General features: G+C 64.0%; 18 protein-coding genes. 10 read left to right on the plus strand and 8 right to left on the minus strand.

Going from position 1 to position 14,576, the window contains the following annotated elements; translation table 11 throughout:
• Positions 1–102: 102 nt before the first annotated feature.
• Positions 103–867: an SDR family oxidoreductase gene (locus GGQ64_RS00675; RefSeq protein WP_183799071.1), complete on the minus strand. Its 765-nt coding sequence runs from the start codon at positions 865–867 to the stop codon at positions 103–105.
• A 124-nt stretch (positions 868–991) separates the two neighbouring features.
• Between GGQ64_RS00675 and GGQ64_RS00680 the strand changes: the two genes are divergently transcribed.
• Positions 992–1,891 carry a LysR family transcriptional regulator gene (locus tag GGQ64_RS00680; protein WP_183797843.1) on the plus strand — a complete coding sequence of 300 codons (900 nt, stop codon included), beginning with the start codon at positions 992–994 and terminating at the stop codon, positions 1,889–1,891.
• 56 nt (positions 1,892–1,947) lie between these two features.
• Here the strand turns inward: GGQ64_RS00680 and yidD are convergent, their stop codons facing one another.
• Genes yidD through GGQ64_RS00695 form a run of 3 tightly spaced genes read right to left on the minus strand, consistent with a single transcriptional unit; the run spans position 1,948 to position 2,935 of the window.
• On the minus strand, positions 1,948–2,325 hold the full coding sequence (yidD, locus tag GGQ64_RS00685; protein WP_183797845.1) for a membrane protein insertion efficiency factor YidD: 378 nt from the start codon (positions 2,323–2,325) through the stop codon (positions 1,948–1,950).
• Positions 2,318–2,488, minus strand: coding sequence for a hypothetical protein (locus tag GGQ64_RS00690; RefSeq protein ID WP_183797847.1), 171 nt, complete (start codon positions 2,486–2,488; stop codon positions 2,318–2,320). The genes yidD and GGQ64_RS00690 overlap by 8 nt, the downstream gene beginning before the upstream one ends.
• Before the next feature lie 3 nt (positions 2,489–2,491).
• The gene (locus tag GGQ64_RS00695) at positions 2,492–2,935 is read right to left on the minus strand and encodes an iron-sulfur cluster assembly scaffold protein (protein ID WP_183797849.1); all 444 of its coding nucleotides are present in this window, start codon (positions 2,933–2,935) and stop codon (positions 2,492–2,494) included.
• Positions 2,936–3,269: 334 nt separating this feature from the next.
• Here GGQ64_RS00695 and folE point away from each other — a divergent pair, with 334 nt between their 5' ends.
• The 3 genes from folE to GGQ64_RS00710 all read left to right on the plus strand — a co-directional run bounded on the left by folE (position 3,270) and on the right by GGQ64_RS00710 (position 5,682).
• Complete coding sequence (gene folE, locus GGQ64_RS00700; protein WP_183799074.1) at positions 3,270–3,881, plus strand: GTP cyclohydrolase I FolE; 612 nt, start codon at positions 3,270–3,272, stop codon at positions 3,879–3,881.
• A gap of 30 nt (positions 3,882–3,911) precedes the next feature.
• Positions 3,912–4,373: a phosphoribosyl-AMP cyclohydrolase gene (hisI, locus tag GGQ64_RS00705; RefSeq protein ID WP_183797851.1), complete on the plus strand. Its 462-nt coding sequence runs from the start codon at positions 3,912–3,914 to the stop codon at positions 4,371–4,373.
• 346 nt (positions 4,374–4,719) lie between these two features.
• On the plus strand, positions 4,720–5,682 hold the full coding sequence (locus tag GGQ64_RS00710; RefSeq protein ID WP_183797853.1) for a patatin family protein: 963 nt from the start codon (positions 4,720–4,722) through the stop codon (positions 5,680–5,682).
• 97 nt (positions 5,683–5,779) lie between these two features.
• Here the strand turns inward: GGQ64_RS00710 and GGQ64_RS00715 are convergent, their stop codons facing one another.
• Positions 5,780–6,208 carry a CBS domain-containing protein gene (locus GGQ64_RS00715; RefSeq protein ID WP_183797855.1) on the minus strand — a complete coding sequence of 143 codons (429 nt, stop codon included), beginning with the start codon at positions 6,206–6,208 and terminating at the stop codon, positions 5,780–5,782.
• A 179-nt stretch (positions 6,209–6,387) separates the two neighbouring features.
• Positions 6,388–7,140 carry a rhomboid family intramembrane serine protease gene (locus GGQ64_RS00720; RefSeq protein ID WP_183797857.1) on the minus strand — a complete coding sequence of 251 codons (753 nt, stop codon included), beginning with the start codon at positions 7,138–7,140 and terminating at the stop codon, positions 6,388–6,390.
• A 290-nt stretch (positions 7,141–7,430) separates the two neighbouring features.
• Between GGQ64_RS00720 and GGQ64_RS00725 the strand changes: the two genes are divergently transcribed.
• The 6 genes from GGQ64_RS00725 to GGQ64_RS00750 all read left to right on the plus strand — a co-directional run bounded on the left by GGQ64_RS00725 (position 7,431) and on the right by GGQ64_RS00750 (position 12,871).
• The gene (locus GGQ64_RS00725) at positions 7,431–8,060 is read left to right on the plus strand and encodes a PAS domain-containing protein (protein ID WP_183797859.1); all 630 of its coding nucleotides are present in this window, start codon (positions 7,431–7,433) and stop codon (positions 8,058–8,060) included.
• 116 nt (positions 8,061–8,176) lie between these two features.
• On the plus strand, positions 8,177–8,788 hold the full coding sequence (locus GGQ64_RS00730; protein ID WP_183797861.1) for a PilZ domain-containing protein: 612 nt from the start codon (positions 8,177–8,179) through the stop codon (positions 8,786–8,788).
• Between the two features lie 400 nt (positions 8,789–9,188).
• Positions 9,189–9,791: a transglutaminase-like cysteine peptidase gene (locus tag GGQ64_RS00735; protein WP_183797863.1), complete on the plus strand. Its 603-nt coding sequence runs from the start codon at positions 9,189–9,191 to the stop codon at positions 9,789–9,791.
• 304 nt (positions 9,792–10,095) lie between these two features.
• Positions 10,096–10,866, plus strand: a complete 771-nt coding sequence (locus GGQ64_RS00740) for a hypothetical protein (RefSeq protein WP_246422220.1) — start codon at positions 10,096–10,098, stop codon at positions 10,864–10,866.
• Positions 10,867–10,972: 106 nt separating this feature from the next.
• Complete coding sequence (locus GGQ64_RS00745; RefSeq protein ID WP_343059377.1) at positions 10,973–12,439, plus strand: SPOR domain-containing protein; 1,467 nt, start codon at positions 10,973–10,975, stop codon at positions 12,437–12,439.
• A 177-nt stretch (positions 12,440–12,616) separates the two neighbouring features.
• A complete protein-coding gene (locus GGQ64_RS00750; RefSeq protein WP_183797867.1) occupies positions 12,617–12,871 on the plus strand; it encodes a hypothetical protein in 255 nt (84 codons plus the stop codon).
• Positions 12,872–12,928: 57 nt separating this feature from the next.
• On the opposite strand, the gene GGQ64_RS00755 is transcribed toward GGQ64_RS00750, so the two are convergent.
• Together GGQ64_RS00755 and GGQ64_RS00760 are read right to left on the minus strand one after the other, a co-directional pair.
• Complete coding sequence (locus GGQ64_RS00755) at positions 12,929–13,780, minus strand: SDR family NAD(P)-dependent oxidoreductase (protein ID WP_183797869.1); 852 nt, start codon at positions 13,778–13,780, stop codon at positions 12,929–12,931.
• Entirely contained in the window at positions 13,777–14,574 is a 798-nt protein-coding gene (locus GGQ64_RS00760; protein WP_183797871.1) for a hypothetical protein, read from the minus strand. Before GGQ64_RS00760 ends, GGQ64_RS00755 begins: the two co-directional genes overlap by 4 nt.
• Positions 14,575–14,576 lie beyond the last annotated feature (2 nt).

The following is a 14,576-nucleotide window of genomic DNA, read 5'->3' on the forward strand; positions in this document are numbered from 1 at the left end:
GATGGGAAGGGGTGGCCCGATGGCGGCGCTACGGGCTTTGGATCTGCAACACGAAAACAGGGCGGCAACACCGATTGCCACCCCTGCCGCCGGAACCCTGTGCTATGTGCGGGTGATCGATACCCCGCCGTCTACAAGCGATGCCGTGCCGGTCACGAAGCTCGCGTCATCGGAGGCGAGGTAGAGAACCGAGCGCGCCAGTTCCTCCGGGGATGCGACCCGTTTCAGCGCATGCAGCCCCGTCACAAATGCCTGCTTCTCGGCGGTGTCGTTCACGTCGCGATACATGTCCGTATCAACGGCGCCGGGAAGTATGGAGTTGACCCGCACGTTCTGCGGCCCGTATTCGGCAGCCAGCGTTTGAGTCAGACCGATAAGACCGGACTTGCTTGCGGCGTATGCAGCGACGCCGGGAAAGGCAAAGCTGTAGCCGATGAAGGTGGAGGTGAAGATGATCGAACCGCCACCATTGGCCGACATTGCGCGCACCTGATGCTTGGCAGCAAGGAAGGAGGCCGTCAGGTTGATTGCCAGCGTTTCGGAAAAGCCGGCCTCTGACACATCGGTGCTTGGCCCCGATTCGCCGATCGTACCCGCGTTGTTGAATGCGATGTCGAGCTTGCCGTAGCGCTCGACAGCAGTCTCGACGAGCACCTTGTGATAATCTTCCGAGCGGACATCGCCCGCGACAGCAACGGCACTGCCGCCGTGTGCTTCGATTTCCCTTACCAAAAGATCGAGTTCTGTTTGCCGACGCGCTCCGACCACGACCTTTGCGCCTTCGGCGGCAAAGAGCGCAGCGGTGGCCCGCCCTATGCCGGAACTGGCGCCTGTGACGATTGCGACCTTGTTGATCAACCGATTCATTGTTTCGTCTCCTGAACATCGCGGATGGCCCGGTGCCGTCCGCTGCGATGACCGGAAGATGGCATTTTTCAATCGTTCGGATTAGTCTTCGAATATTGGAACTGTAATCCGGATTCACCGAACAATGCTAAAGACGGAAGGCATCGCGGCCTTTGTCGCAATCGTCGATGGCGGCTCGATTACCGAGGCTGCAAGACGGCTTCGCCTCTCTAAGTCGGTCGTCAGCGAAAGGCTTGCGGAACTGGAGAAGGCGGTCGGCGGAATACTTCTGCACCGCACGACGCGCAAGTTGACATTGACGGAGGACGGCTCGGCGTTCCTTGAACGCGCGCGCCGCATCGCTCGTGAAATCGAGGATGCCACCACCGACATGTCGGAACGACGCGGAACGCTCGCCGGTCCCATACGAATCGCAGCCCCGGTGACTTTCGGGCGGCTCCATCTCGGCCCGGCTCTCTATCCGTTCCTGCGCGAGCATCCGGAGCTTGAATTGACCCTTGATATCGATGATCGGCGTGTGGATGCCGTATCCGATGGCTACGATGCGGTGATCCGGAACGGGCCGATATCCGATTCCCGCCTCATCGCGTGGAAACTGGCTCCGAGCCGCAGAGTGTTGGCAGCTTCGCCCGACTACTTGAGCCGGTTTGGTGCTCCCCGCACCTTGAGGGACCTCGAAGCACACCAGGGCATTTTCTACACCAACCGCGGGGTTGCCGACTGGCGCTTCCAGACCGAGAGCGGGACTGTCATCGTCAGGGCGCGATTCGCGCTCGGCATGAACAACGGCGACATGTTACGCGATGCCGCTGCCGCCGGTCTTGGGGTGGCGATGCTGCCCGCATTCATAGCCGGACCGGCGATCAGGGACGGACTGCTGCAGGAAATCGAAGTGGACCAGAAGCCGGAGCCGGAGTTCATCTACATGGCTCATCCGCAGGGACGAAACCCGTCCGCGAAGTTGCGCGCCATCGCCGATCATCTGAAGAAGACATTTGGTGATCCGCCCTATTGGGACCTTTGATCGTTGATCACCAGGCGGGCATTTCCGACTTAGACTGCACGCTGGCCGGACCCGACTTAGACCCGCCACAGCCGCCACGGCGCCCACGCGACGCCCGCAGCCAGCCGCTCGGGCACCGGATCGAAACCCGACGTTCCACCCGGCCCGCAGCGGGAGACGCGGAACAGCGTCATCCAGCCGCCTCGCCACAGGCCATGGCGGGCGATCGCCTCGTAGCCGTATTCCGAGCAGGTCGGCACGTGCCGGCAGGAATTGCCGATGAATCCGGAGAGCGTCAGCTGGTAGAGGCGGATGAAAGCCATGCCGAACAGGCGGCCCGGGGTCTTGCGGAACGGGCCGGACCAGTTGCGGCCCGTCGGGCGCGGACTGCCGGCGCGGGGTTCTCGGCCAGCGGAATGCCCGCCGCCGCGCTTGCAATCAGGCCCGCTACACATCGATCGGCCAGGCTCCCGACTTCTCCGTCATGCCGGCCCCCGAGCCGGCATCCAGCGGCGCCGCGTCTGCGGCGCGGAAGAAGTTCTCTGCGCTCAAGGACTTGAGCGCGCTGGATCCCGGCTCGGGGGCCGGGATGACGGAATAGGGCGATCGCGCGCGCATCGCTTACCCCGCCTTCTCCAGCCGCCGTGCCTCGACCTGCCCGAGCGCGTCCACCACGGCATCGAAGGTCAGCATGGTGGAGGCGTGGCGGGCCTTGTAGTCGCGTACCGGCCGCAGGAAGCGCATGTCCTCGAAGCGGCCCTCCGGCCCCTCGCCGTCCGCCTTCAGCATCGCCAGCATGTCCTCGCGGGCCTTGCGCAACTCGGCGGCCGTGGCGCCGATGACGTGGCGCGCCATGATCGAGGACGAGGCCTGGCCGAGCGCGCAGGCCTTCACCTCGTGGGCGAAATCCGACACACGGTCGCCGTCCATCTTCAGCCAGATCTTCACCCGGGAGCCGCAGAGCTTGGAATGGGCGCTCGCCTCCGCATCGGCATCCTCGAGCGTCCCGGTCCGCGGAATATTGCCGGCAAATTCGAGGATGCGGCTGTTATAGATGTCGTCCATAAGGATTTGTCCACGTTTTCATGGGTTTCTGCATCTCTGATGGATCCGGGCACGATATTCTATCGTTTCCGCGAAAAAAGCATTCCGTGTCGCCGCTGGCCTCTTCCACAGCTATCGGGCGATACTATATGCTATGTCGTGTTGGGGCGAACGTTTTGCAACAAGAAACGTTTGCCTGTTGTTTGGGAAACCGTGCCGGACGATCGGGCGTGAAAACGCCGCGATCCGAAAGCCCCGGAGCCCGCCAACGGAACCCAAGCCTGCAGGGTTAGGCGAATGGCCAATGGCGAGTCCGACATTGACGGAAGTCAACGTGCAGAAAGGCCGTGGCACCATGGACGCCATCATCAAGAATTTCCCCGTCGGCGACGACGGCCGCCCGACCCAGAAGGAAGCGGAAGACGCTGTTCGCGTGCTCCTGCGCTGGGCCGGTGACGACCCCTCGCGCGAAGGGCTGATCGACACGCCCGCCCGTGTCGCCAAAGCCTACAAGGAGCTCTTCTCCGGCTACACGCAGGATCCCGAAGACGTTCTCGGCCGCACCTTCGAGGAGGTCGCCGGCTATGACGACATCGTCCTCGTCAAGGACATCCCCTTCTATTCGCATTGCGAGCACCACATGGTGCCGATCATCGGCCGCGCCCACGTCGCCTACCTGCCGAACGGCCGCGTGCTCGGCCTGTCCAAGATGGCTCGCGTGGTCGAGATCTTTGGCCGACGCCTGCAGACGCAGGAAACGATGACGGCGCAGATCGCCACCGCGATCGACGAGACGCTTCGTCCGCGCGGCGTCGCCGTCATGATCGAGGCTGAGCATATGTGCATGGCGATGCGCGGTATCCAGAAGCAGGGCTCGACAACGCTGACCACCACCTTTACCGGTACGTTCAAATCCGAGCCCGCCGAGCAGGCGCGCTTCATGACCATGATCCGGGGCCGCGGCTGACGCCGCCGGCTCCGGCAGACGGAGCCGACGATGGCCATCGACTTTCCATCTCCTTCCAGGGACAAGCGCGAACTCGAAGCGGCCGGCGCCTTCAGCCCACGCTTCGACGAGCACGGGCTCGTCACCGCCGTGGTGACGGATGCGCGCGACGGAGAACTGCTGATGGTCGCGCACATGAACGCGCAGGCGCTGGCGCTGACCATCGAGACCGGCATCGCCCACTACTGGAGCCGCTCGCGGCAGGCGCTGTGGAAAAAGGGCGAGACCTCCGGCAACCTCCAGACGGTGATCGAGATGCGCACCGATTGCGACCAGGACGCCGTCTGGCTCAAGGTTCAGGTCGCCGGCCACGACGCCACCTGCCACACCGGCCGCCGCTCCTGCTTCTACCGCACCGTCAGCCGTGACGGCAGCGAGGCACGGCTCGAGATCGTCGACGACCGCATCCAGTTCGACCCCGCTGCGGTCTACCGGAAGGACAAGACGGAGTAGGACGCCGTTCCGTTTCGACGCGAAATTTACCCTTTGGCAAGGAAATCGGCCTGTAGTGGTGGCAGCAACAGAAGCGTAGCGTACGAACCACCATGCCAGTCCTCACGCCAGCAACCACCCGGATGCCGCAGCATGCGAAGGCGACGAAGCGGGCATCCCGGCGCCCCTGCCCCGACTACGCCCAATTGATGAGCCAGAGCAAAAGGAACGGGCTCACCGTTCCACGCTCGCCTGCTATTCTTGAGCCTACTGCGATGGGGCTCGCGGTTCATTATGCAGGACAGTTTGACGCGGCGCCGGAACTGAAAGCATGGCGACGAAGTTCTGTCGTCGTCGGAGGCCTATTATGCTGAACTGGAGTCTAAACCGGGTTATGGTGACGGCAGATGCGTCGGAGCCGGATGGTCCCTCCATGAATCATATGCCGCTTCCCGCGACACAAGGGACCCAGCCCCGTTCGCGCATCGCACTGGCGCTGGGCGGTGGTGCGGCTCGCGGCTGGGCGCACATCGGCGTCTTGCGGGCATTCGACGAAGAGGGGATCGAGGTAAGCATGATCGCCGGCACCTCGATCGGCGCGCTCGTCGGCGGCTGCTATCTTGCCGGCAAGCTCGATGAACTCGAGAGCTTCGCCCGGTCGCTGACCATGCGCCGCATCGCCAGCCTGCTCGATTTCACCATCCGCGGCAGCGGCCTGTTCGGCGGCATGCGGCTGACCAAGCGCATGCAGGAGCACCTTGAGCACCATTCGATCGAGGAACTCGACCGTCCCTTCGTCGCGGTCGCAACCGAGATCAACAGCGGTCATGAAGTCTGGATCACCAGCGGCTCGCTGATCACGGCGATACGCGCCTCCTACGCCCTGCCCGGCATCTTCGAGCCGATCAAGTGCAACGGCCGCACGCTGGTGGACGGCGCGCTGGTCAACCCGGTCCCCGTCTCCGTCTGCCGCGCGCACGAGGAGCCGCTCGTCGTCGCCGTCAACCTGAACTACGACCTTTACGGCCGGTCGGCGGTGATCAAGCACACCGCCACCGTCCAGGACATCGACCGCGCGCCGCGGCAGGAAAACAGCGAAGCGCGCCTCGGGCTGATGGGTGCCATGGTGCAGTCGTTCAACATCATCCAGGATCGGATCGCCCGCGCCCGCCTGGCCGGCGATCCTCCGGATCTTTCGCTGCTGCCCCGCCTCGGCGACATCGGCCTTTCGGAATTCCATCGCGCCGGCGAGGCGATAGACCGCGGCTACCTCGAGGCCAAATCGAAGATTTCGGAAGTAAAGCGCATGCAGGAAGTGCTGTCGCGCTGACGCTGGATCGCTCTCGCGGTTTTCAAGGCGAGCGTAACGAGGCGCCGCCGGCGCCCCGTCCTTATTTTCGCAAGCCCACTTCAGCAAGGATGCGTGATCAGCCGGCGATGTACGCCTTGATCTCGGCCGCTTCGCGTTCGATCGACCGGATATGCGCCTTCACCACGTCGCCGATCGAGATGATGCCGACGAGGCGTCCGTCCTTTTCGACCGGGATGTGACGGGAGCGCAGCGTGCTCATCATTTCCATCACTTCTTCGACCGTCGCAGCTTCGCCGCAACGATGCACGTTGCCCCACATGATGGACGAGATCGGCCTGTCGAGACAATCGGCCCCGCTCTTGGCGATCGCGGCGACGATGTCGCGCTCTGTCAGGATGCCGGAGATCTGGTCGGTACGGTCGACGATGACGATCGCGCCGATGTGATTGTCATGAAGATAGACAGCAGCCTGACGAACGGTGAGCTGCGAACCGGCGGTAACGACGTTTCGGCCCTTTTCGTCAAGAATGGACTTTACATACATGCAATTCCTCCCGTGTGCATCATGCCGCAGAGAGGCAGGGTTTCCGGACAGGGACACCCTGCCAACCGGTGGACCGGTCAAGGACAGACCCACCTGCGTTCCGGCGTGCATGTGCCAGCCGGAACATGACAATCGTGCGCCAGGGGGCCGTGGAATGCAAGTCCGGACCGAGCTTAGCCTTAACCGGCCCGGCGCTCGGCGTCCGCGACGGGCGGCAGCCGGTCGAACAGGGGAAAGCAGAAAAAGCCGAACAGGAATCCGCCGATATGGGCCTCCCAGGCGATCGACGCACCCTCCGTGTCGCTGAAAAGCTGGCCGAAGCCGATGGCGAAATTGGTGAGGAACCAGATCGCCGAAAACACCAGGACGGAGCGGTTCGAGAGTGCCTCGCGGATCGTCATCCGCCGGTTCACGTGCGCGAACTGCCGGCTGATTCGCCCGCTTGGCGAGAAGACGAAGCGCGCGGCCGCCCCCATCAGGCCGGAAACGACGCCGGAAGCGCCGATCACCACGACCACCTCGCCCCAGTGAAACGCGCAATGAAGCCCCACCGACGCGGCCGCCGACAGGCACCAGAACGCGAGGAAGCGCCGGGTGCCGATCCGGCGGACCACCGGCGCCCCGAATGCCACCATCCAGAAGCCGTTGAAGATCAGGTGCTCCCAGCTGCCGTGCAGGAAGGAATAGGTCACCGGCGTCCACAGCCAGGCCCAATCCGCCGCCATGAACTGCGGCAGGTATCGGGCGGAAATGAAAGCGAACTGCAGCAGCACCCACTCGTCCTGCTGTGGCGTCAGCAGGTAGGTCCGTACGACATGGACGAATGTCAGCAGGGCAAGGGCTGCGACGAGGCTGCCCGGCAGGTTGAAGGCCGGCTCCCGCTTCCTGGCACTTTCCGGGACCACAAGGCCGCTGTCGTCAGTATCACTCATAAAATCCGCCGATAAGAAAATGTATGACCAGCGCTTATACAGATAAAATAAGGGCCGTACAGCTTTCGCCATACGGCCCCGAGCCCCCAAAACCCCGGCCCTGAAATGCGTGCTGAAGGTTTCCCCTCAGGAAGTCGTGACTATCCTGTGCCATGCCCGGACAAGACGCACAATCGAAACCAAGGGTTAACCTTAATGTCGGGGCTGGCACGATCTTCGCTTGGTAATTCCGAACCGGCGGACGCCGGCACATGACGTGCCGGTTTGATACAGCGCGGGATGGAATACCGATGCAGGCGACGACGCGAGCGATCTATCAACACTGGTCGGCGGTGAAAGGAAACCGCGACATCCCCAACCGGCGCGACATCGCACCGGCGGCGCTCCAGCATTTTCTACCCGACCTTTTCATCCTGGAACAACTCCCGGGCGGCGGTGTGTCGTTCCGGCTCGCAGGTACGAGGCTGTGCAGCCTGTTTGGCCGCGAACTGCGGACGACCAGCTTCGAACGATTGTTTCCCGCCGACCTGCGCCCCCGCATCCTGCGGATCTGCCACAACATCACCAGCCAGCGCACGCCCGCCGTTCTGCATGCGGCCGCTTACGGGCGCTCGGTCCAGGCCACCCCCGTGGAGATCACGCTCCTGCCGATGACGTCGCACACCTCGCGCGCCGACCGCATCTTCGGCGCCTTCTGCCCCCTCACCGCCGTCCAGCCGCTGGACATGCCGCTCCGTCACCTGCTCCTGAAGACGGTCGAGGCCATTCCCATGGCACTCGCAGACGTGGATGCCGCCGAGGCCTTGCCTGCGAACCCCGCGACTGCCGTCGTCGCCGTCCGGCGCCACGAATTCGGACAGGCCGTCCGCCGTATCCTTCACCTCAAGGTGTTCGATGGCGGCCGCCAGAACGAGCCGTGAGCGCCTACAACCGCAAATCATTCCAATTGCCAACAGTTGCAACGACGCAGGAACGAACTATTAACCTCGAAAGATTAGGAGTTGGAAAGAGAGATTAATCAGGCCCCCGTCCGCCCATGTATTCGTTTCAGCAAACGTCGCCGGCGACTCATAGAACACAGCCTGACCAGCGGAGTTTCCAGCGCGTTTCCGTCAATCTCCCCGGCCGCCTCATGCTGCCCAATCACGACGAATACGAATGCACCGTCATCAACATGTCACCGGGCGACGTGTTTTTCGCCTGCCACGCGCGTCCGCGTGCGGGCGAACGGATCATCGCCTATGTCGACCACCTCGGTCGTATCGAGGGCACCGTCAGCAAGAGCACCGACGACGGCTTCGTCATCCTCGTCAACGCGACCGAACGCAAGCGCGAGAAGCTCGCGGCCCAGCTCACCTGGATCGCCAACAAGCATGAACTCGGCTTGCCCGAAGACCGCCAGCACGATCGCCTGACGCCGCGGAACAGCCGCACCGAGCTCGCTCTCGACGACGGCCGCCACTATCCGTGCCGCATCATCGACCTCTCCCTGTCTGGCGCGGCGATCGACATCGAGGTTCGCCCGGCCGTCGGCACCCCGGTCCAGCTCGGCAACATGCGCGGCAAGGTCGTCCGCCATTTCCAGGAAGGCGTCGCCATCGAGTTCTCGAGCGTGCAGTCCAAGGAAGCCCTGACGGCCTTTCTCTGATCCGAACCGGCACATTCCCAAGTCGTCCCGAAATTTTTCCGTCGGACGCGAGTTCGATTTGCAGACGTCGAAGGCGATCGAAGCGCCGTGAATGACCCGGCATCGATGGCCGGACAGCGGCGCCACGAGCGGACCACCCGCGCCGCGCCTGCACCTGCAGCGCCGTACCGCTTTATAAAACCACGTAAATACAATGACCTGCGTGGATGGCACCGACGCGGCATGCCCTTCTGCGCCCCAGAAAATCGATACAATTTTACTTAAATTTGCCTCAAATACAGATCAAATGAAGTTTGCATTTTATTCTTACTCGTCGAAATATTGATCTCAATTATACTTCGCAACTTCGCGTGGAGTAAAAAAATTAGTGCCATTGTTCCCTCAACACAGGGACACGGCAATGATCAAGAAGACTTCCTGGACAGGGACGCTCGCAGTTCTGATTTCCGTCGCATTCGGCTCGGCCGCTGGCGCAGCGCCTGCGAGCATGTCGATCGCGGGGCCGACGAACCAGCCGATCGGCCACTACGAGTTCTGCAAGCAGCACGCTGACGAGTGCACCGCCACCGAGGCGGACCGCCCGCTCGCGCTGACGGAAAAGAGCTGGAAGCAGATCCTCGAGATCAATTACAGCGTCAACAGCTCGGTTGAACCGATGACGGACGACGAGATCTACGGTGTGGAGGAACGCTGGAGCTACCCCGGCAGCGCAGGCGACTGCGAGGATTACGTCCTCCTCAAGCGCAAGCGCCTGATCGAAGCCGGCTTCTCCGCCTCCGACCTGCTGATCACCGTGGTCCTGCAGCCGAACGGTGAAGGCCATGCCGTCCTCACCGTCCGCACCGATCGCGGCGACCTGGTCCTGGACAACATGCGTGACAAGGTCCTGCTCTGGTCGGAGACCGAGTACCGCTTCCTCAAGCGCCAGTCCGAACGCCACGCCGGCCGATGGGTCAAGCTCGAGGACGGTCGCGCGACGGTCGTCGTCGGCAGCGTGAAGTAGTCGTCGATCCCGGACGCCCTCCTTCGGAAGGGCTACGGCCTGCAGCAAGAGAAAGGGCCCGGTCAGTCCCAATCCCCGTCCCGACCACGGCCCTGGCGGTCGGCTCTGTCCCTTGGGCCGGCCGCCGTTTTTTTGAAGACCTGCATCCGTCTTCGACCGCCCGTTAACCGAATATCAACCGTAACTGAAACACCTTCGGTTGCATGCAAGCAAGCTCCGCGCCGGGTCCACCCGGTAGCGTCTCGCTTGGCCCCACTCCCCCTCGGGTCGCTACGGGACGATCATGCACGCAGGCCCACACGCCATGGACACCGAAGCGGACACCCTCGTTTCGCCCCGCTTCCTCAAGCGGTTGACGTTCGGTGTCGCCGTGCTTGCCTGCCTGACCGTCGCCATCAGCATCGGCGGGCGGAAGCTCGGCGAGCACATCGCGCTTGCGGGACACACCGAAGACCGCGCCGTCGTGAACGTCCTGATCGGCCAGGACCTCCTGCGCCTGCCGGCCAACGCCATCCGCTTCGAAGACCAGCGCACGAGCGGCCCGACAGACCGGATCGACCTCTACCTGACCTGGCCGGAGATGGAGGGCTACACGGCCGTAAACCGAAGCCGCTTCAACGACGTGGCAAGCCCGGAAAGCTTGATTTTCGCGCAACTGTCGCAGAGCACGATGTCACGCGACATGTCCGGGCGGGTCGAGCCGATCTATTCGCATCTCTTCGACGGTGTGCCGGAAAAAGCTCCGGCGGGCCTGACCCTGCGCCGGCTGAAGGCAAGTTCGGGCTACGAGCAGGAAGTGCTCCTCACCGCACCCCTGCCGGACGGCTCCACCTACGCCGTGCGCTGCATCCTGCCGGGGCCCGATCACGCCACCACCAGCGCCGATTGCCAGCGGGATATCCACATCGGCGACGATCTGTCGCTGATTTACCGATTCTCGAGCAGACTTTTGCCGCAGTGGCAGGCGATGGAGCAGGCCATCCGGACCTTCGCCAGCGGCAGCCTGGCCGAGAAGGGGCACACCTCCCCCAGCCGCCCCGAAGATCAAAAAGCGACAGAAACATTCAACCAATGATTCATCATAAACCGATTGGTAACCCTGCACCGATACGATCGCTCAAATCATCGTTCGCCTCCCCTGTCCGAACGAAACAGCAATCAGAGACTTGAAGAGTAACAGCGTGTTCCGTTCCGTATTTTCCGTCCTCCTGTCGCGCGCGGCCGGTCTTGCAGGTGCAACGGCAAAATGCCTGCTCGTGGCGGGCACCATCGCCGCAGCCACGGCCTCCACCGCACAGGCAGATCCGAAATATGCAGGCATCGTCATCGATGCGAAAACGGGCAAGGTCCTCTACGGCGAAGCCCCCGATGCGCTGCGCTACCCCGCCTCGCTGACCAAGATGATGACGATCTACCTGACCTTCGAAGCACTCGAGGCCGGCAAGATCTCGAAGAACACGCTGGTTCCCGTCTCCAAGCATGCCGCCGGCGAACCGCCCTCCAAGCTCGGCGTCCGCCCGGGAAGCAAGCTCACCGTCGAGCAGGCCATCCAGGCGCTCGTCACCCGTTCCGCCAACGACGTGGCCACAGCGCTCGGCGAATTTCTCGGCGGCTCCGAAGACCGCTTTGCCCGCATGATGACGCAGAAGGCGCGTGCACTCGGCATGACGCGTACCGTCTATCGCAATGCGCATGGCCTGCCCAACACAGCACAGGTCACGACCGCGCGCGACCAGGCCCGGCTCGGCCTGGCGCTGCGCCAGCATTTCCCCCAGTACTACGACTATTTCAGCACCCGCAGCTTCCGATACGGCAAGCAGACCATCGGCAACCACAACCGGCTGCTCGGCGCCGTTCGCGGCGTGGACGGGATCAAGACGGGCTACACGCGCGCCTCCGGCTTCAACCTTGTGACCTCCGCGCAGGCGGATGGACGCAGCGTCGTCGGCGTCGTCCTCGGCGGCCGTTCGGGCGGCTCCCGCGACCAGCAGATGAAGCGCCTGATTGCCAGCTACATGCCGAAGGCATCGCGCCGCGGCAGCGGCAACCTGATTGCCGAAACCGAAGATGCACCGACGCTGACCGCCGGCGCCGCCGCAAAGGCCGTATCGGCGAGTGTCACCGCTGCCGCCCCTTCCTTCGATCTTCCCGACAACGGCCCGGTCCCGACCTATCGCTACGAGGAATCCCGGATCGAGACGGCCTACGCAGCCACCTCCGGCGCGAGCGCTGCAGGCGTCGTCGGCAAGGAGGCACTCGCCGCGACGCTGCGCATCCAGCGCGAAGTCGCGACGCCACAGCAGGCGCCCGAGGACGTGATCGAGCAGGGAGACACCGACAATTCGGTCGACGCGCTCACCACCTCTTCCACCGCCGGCAGTGCCTCGGAACGGTCGGTTCCCTCCGGCTGGGTGATCCAGATCGGCGCGACGCCGGACCGGACCCAGGCGCAGGCGCTCCTCGACAATGCAAAGGATCGCGGCGGCAAGGCCTTGAGCGGCGCCCAGCCGTTCACCGTCGCCGTCGGCGAAGGCAACGGTCAGCTCTACCGGGCCCGCTTCGCCGGCTTCTCCGGCCAGGACGGCGCCGTCAACGCCTGCAAGGCTTTGAAGAAAAAGGGGTTCGCTTGCTGGGCGAGCCAGCAGTAACAGCATCGACGACGCAGGGACACGATCACAGATGGACCAGCGGAGTTCGAAATTCAGCCTCGGTCGAGGCATTCGCCGGATGGGTTTGATTATCGGCGGTCGAGACCAGGCAGGCGGAGCCATCTTCCGGCATCCGCCGACCTCGATTGGGTATTGCGTACGAGGGACAACACGGCGATGAACGAGAACGTTACCGGCACAAGGCATGGCCCCAAACGGGACCTTCGGAGCGGCTTGCACCCGCTGCACGAGGCGGCACTTCGCCTCGCCGACATCGGGCTCAATCGTTCCCGCGCCCGCACCAAGGATCTCGTCGGCATGCTGCTGGCGCACGGCGCCCGCGCCTGGCGCACAGCGCAGCCGGAAGTCGGCATCCATCTGCACGTCCATCGCAGCGGCCGCAGCCACCCCGTCCGGATGCGTGTCAGGTAGAGACGGACGCGCCCTTTCGACCGGAGACTCGATCCTCGGAACGATTGCCGGTCTCCGTCATTTGCCGCAGCAATTGCCGTAACGCTTGCCGGAACCGCAGGGGCAGAGATCGCCGCTGCGCCGTTGCAACCGGGCGATCAACGGCAGCATCAGCGCGGACGGCACCACGGACGACGCGAGTGCCGTGAGCTTTGCGGACATGCCCGGGATGACTAGCCGGCGTCCGGCTCGGAACCCGCGCCAGGCGCGTTCCGCCACATAGTCGGCATCCAGCCGCGGCAGCACCTTGAACAGCATGGACTTCCCTGCCCCCGAAAGCTCGAGGAATTCGGTCGCGACCGGCCCCGGGCACGCACAGGTGACCGTCACGCCGATGGGGAGCATCTCCGTGTAAAGCGCTTCCGAAAATGAGCGGACGAATCCCTTGCTGGCATAGTATATCGCCATGCCGGGTCCCGGGGTGAAACTGGCGATCGAGCCGAGATTGAGCACGCCGCCGCGCTTGCGGGCCGCCATTCCCTTCAGGAAATGCAGCGTCAGTTCGCTGAGCGCGCGGATGTTGAGATCGACGATGCGGATCTGGTCCTCGACAGGCAGGAGCGTCGCCGCCCCCCGCAGCCCGATCCCGGCGCTGTTGACGAGAACGTCGCAGTAGAGACCGCTGCGGTCCAGTTCCGCCTGCAGTAGCTGTGCCACGTCCCCGGACATCAGATCGAGGACGACCGTAAACGGCTCCGCCCCCGCAGCGCGCACCTCGGCGGCCACCTCGGTTAGTCCTTCCCGTGAGCGGGCGACAAGAACGATCGGTCCGCCCTCGCGCGCGGCCACCCTGGCAATCGACCGACCGATGCCGCGGGAGGCGCCGACGACGACCACGGCGGGCCGGCTCTCTGCGGAAGCGGCGGTCATCCCGTCGTCCTCGCCACCGGATGCTGACCGGGGCCTTCCGAAGACGCGCCGCTGCCCGGCATGCCGTTGACCTCGGCAGCCACCTCGCCGTTCAGGATCGCCTCGAAGCGCTCGAGCGCACGGGCGACATTCGCTCCGTCCATCACGCGGTGATCATAGAGGATGCGCACGGTCACCGTGCCGTCTTCGCGGATCGGACCGTAGTTCAGAAGCGTCGTCAGCGGCGTCAGCGGGTTCAGCGATTCCGCACCGAGCCCCGAATAGACCGAGAACTGGAACGTGCCGAAATGACGGCCGCGCCGCCGGGCGATATTGAGACCCAGCCACATCAGCAGCCAGCGCAGCGGGCCTGGCAGCCGCGCGATCTTCAGCGCCCGCCGGAATTCCTTGTTCTCCAGCACCGGGCGCGTCCGGGCGGTCTCCATCATCGCCTGGAGTTCGGCAATGGAGCGCCGCTCCGGCCCCTTGATGGAGCCGAGCAGCACGATCCGCTCGCCCTCGAATTCGCGCTCGTGGGCGACGGAGGCGACGCTGAGCCCAAATTCGTAGAAGTGCGGCCAAGGCAGCTTGACATAGGCACGCCGCAGTTCCGGCACTTCCTGGGAAAGAAGCCCGTAGCCCTTGACGAAGAGGACGCTCCAGGAGGGTCTTTCCGGCCGGGCGGCACGTGCGGACAGGAGCGGCGCGAGGTTCATCTGCCGCTGCACGGTGACCCGCGGGATGCCGATCGAAAAGCGCATCAGATCGCAGACGAGCCGCCGCGGTGCCGAAATCTTGAGGGCCCTGCCTCGCATCC

This window comes from Mycoplana azooxidifex (assembly GCF_014196765.1).
GTDB classification, from domain to species: domain Bacteria; phylum Pseudomonadota; class Alphaproteobacteria; order Rhizobiales; family Rhizobiaceae; genus Mycoplana; species Mycoplana azooxidifex.

Coding starts and splice junctions, on each gene's coding strand:
- GGQ64_RS00675 (WP_183799071.1), bottom strand. CDS start 867: ATGAATCGGTTGATCAACAAGGTCGCAATCGTCACAGGCGCCAGTTCC.
- GGQ64_RS00680 (WP_183797843.1), top strand. CDS start 992: ATGCTAAAGACGGAAGGCATCGCGGCCTTTGTCGCAATCGTCGATGGC.
- yidD (WP_183797845.1), bottom strand. CDS start 2,325: ATGTGTAGCGGGCCTGATTGCAAGCGCGGCGGCGGGCATTCCGCTGGC.
- GGQ64_RS00690 (WP_183797847.1), bottom strand. CDS start 2,488: ATGCGCGCGCGATCGCCCTATTCCGTCATCCCGGCCCCCGAGCCGGGA.
- GGQ64_RS00695 (WP_183797849.1), bottom strand. CDS start 2,935: ATGGACGACATCTATAACAGCCGCATCCTCGAATTTGCCGGCAATATT.
- folE (WP_183799074.1), top strand. CDS start 3,270: ATGGACGCCATCATCAAGAATTTCCCCGTCGGCGACGACGGCCGCCCG.
- hisI (WP_183797851.1), top strand. CDS start 3,912: ATGGCCATCGACTTTCCATCTCCTTCCAGGGACAAGCGCGAACTCGAA.
- GGQ64_RS00710 (WP_183797853.1), top strand. CDS start 4,720: ATGCTGAACTGGAGTCTAAACCGGGTTATGGTGACGGCAGATGCGTCG.
- GGQ64_RS00715 (WP_183797855.1), bottom strand. CDS start 6,208: ATGTATGTAAAGTCCATTCTTGACGAAAAGGGCCGAAACGTCGTTACC.
- GGQ64_RS00720 (WP_183797857.1), bottom strand. CDS start 7,140: ATGAGTGATACTGACGACAGCGGCCTTGTGGTCCCGGAAAGTGCCAGG.
- GGQ64_RS00725 (WP_183797859.1), top strand. CDS start 7,431: ATGCAGGCGACGACGCGAGCGATCTATCAACACTGGTCGGCGGTGAAA.
- GGQ64_RS00730 (WP_183797861.1), top strand. CDS start 8,177: ATGTATTCGTTTCAGCAAACGTCGCCGGCGACTCATAGAACACAGCCT.
- GGQ64_RS00735 (WP_183797863.1), top strand. CDS start 9,189: ATGATCAAGAAGACTTCCTGGACAGGGACGCTCGCAGTTCTGATTTCC.
- GGQ64_RS00740 (WP_246422220.1), top strand. CDS start 10,096: ATGGACACCGAAGCGGACACCCTCGTTTCGCCCCGCTTCCTCAAGCGG.
- GGQ64_RS00750 (WP_183797867.1), top strand. CDS start 12,617: ATGAACGAGAACGTTACCGGCACAAGGCATGGCCCCAAACGGGACCTT.
- GGQ64_RS00755 (WP_183797869.1), bottom strand. CDS start 13,780: ATGACCGCCGCTTCCGCAGAGAGCCGGCCCGCCGTGGTCGTCGTCGGC.
- GGQ64_RS00760 (WP_183797871.1), bottom strand. CDS start 14,574: ATGCGAGGCAGGGCCCTCAAGATTTCGGCACCGCGGCGGCTCGTCTGC.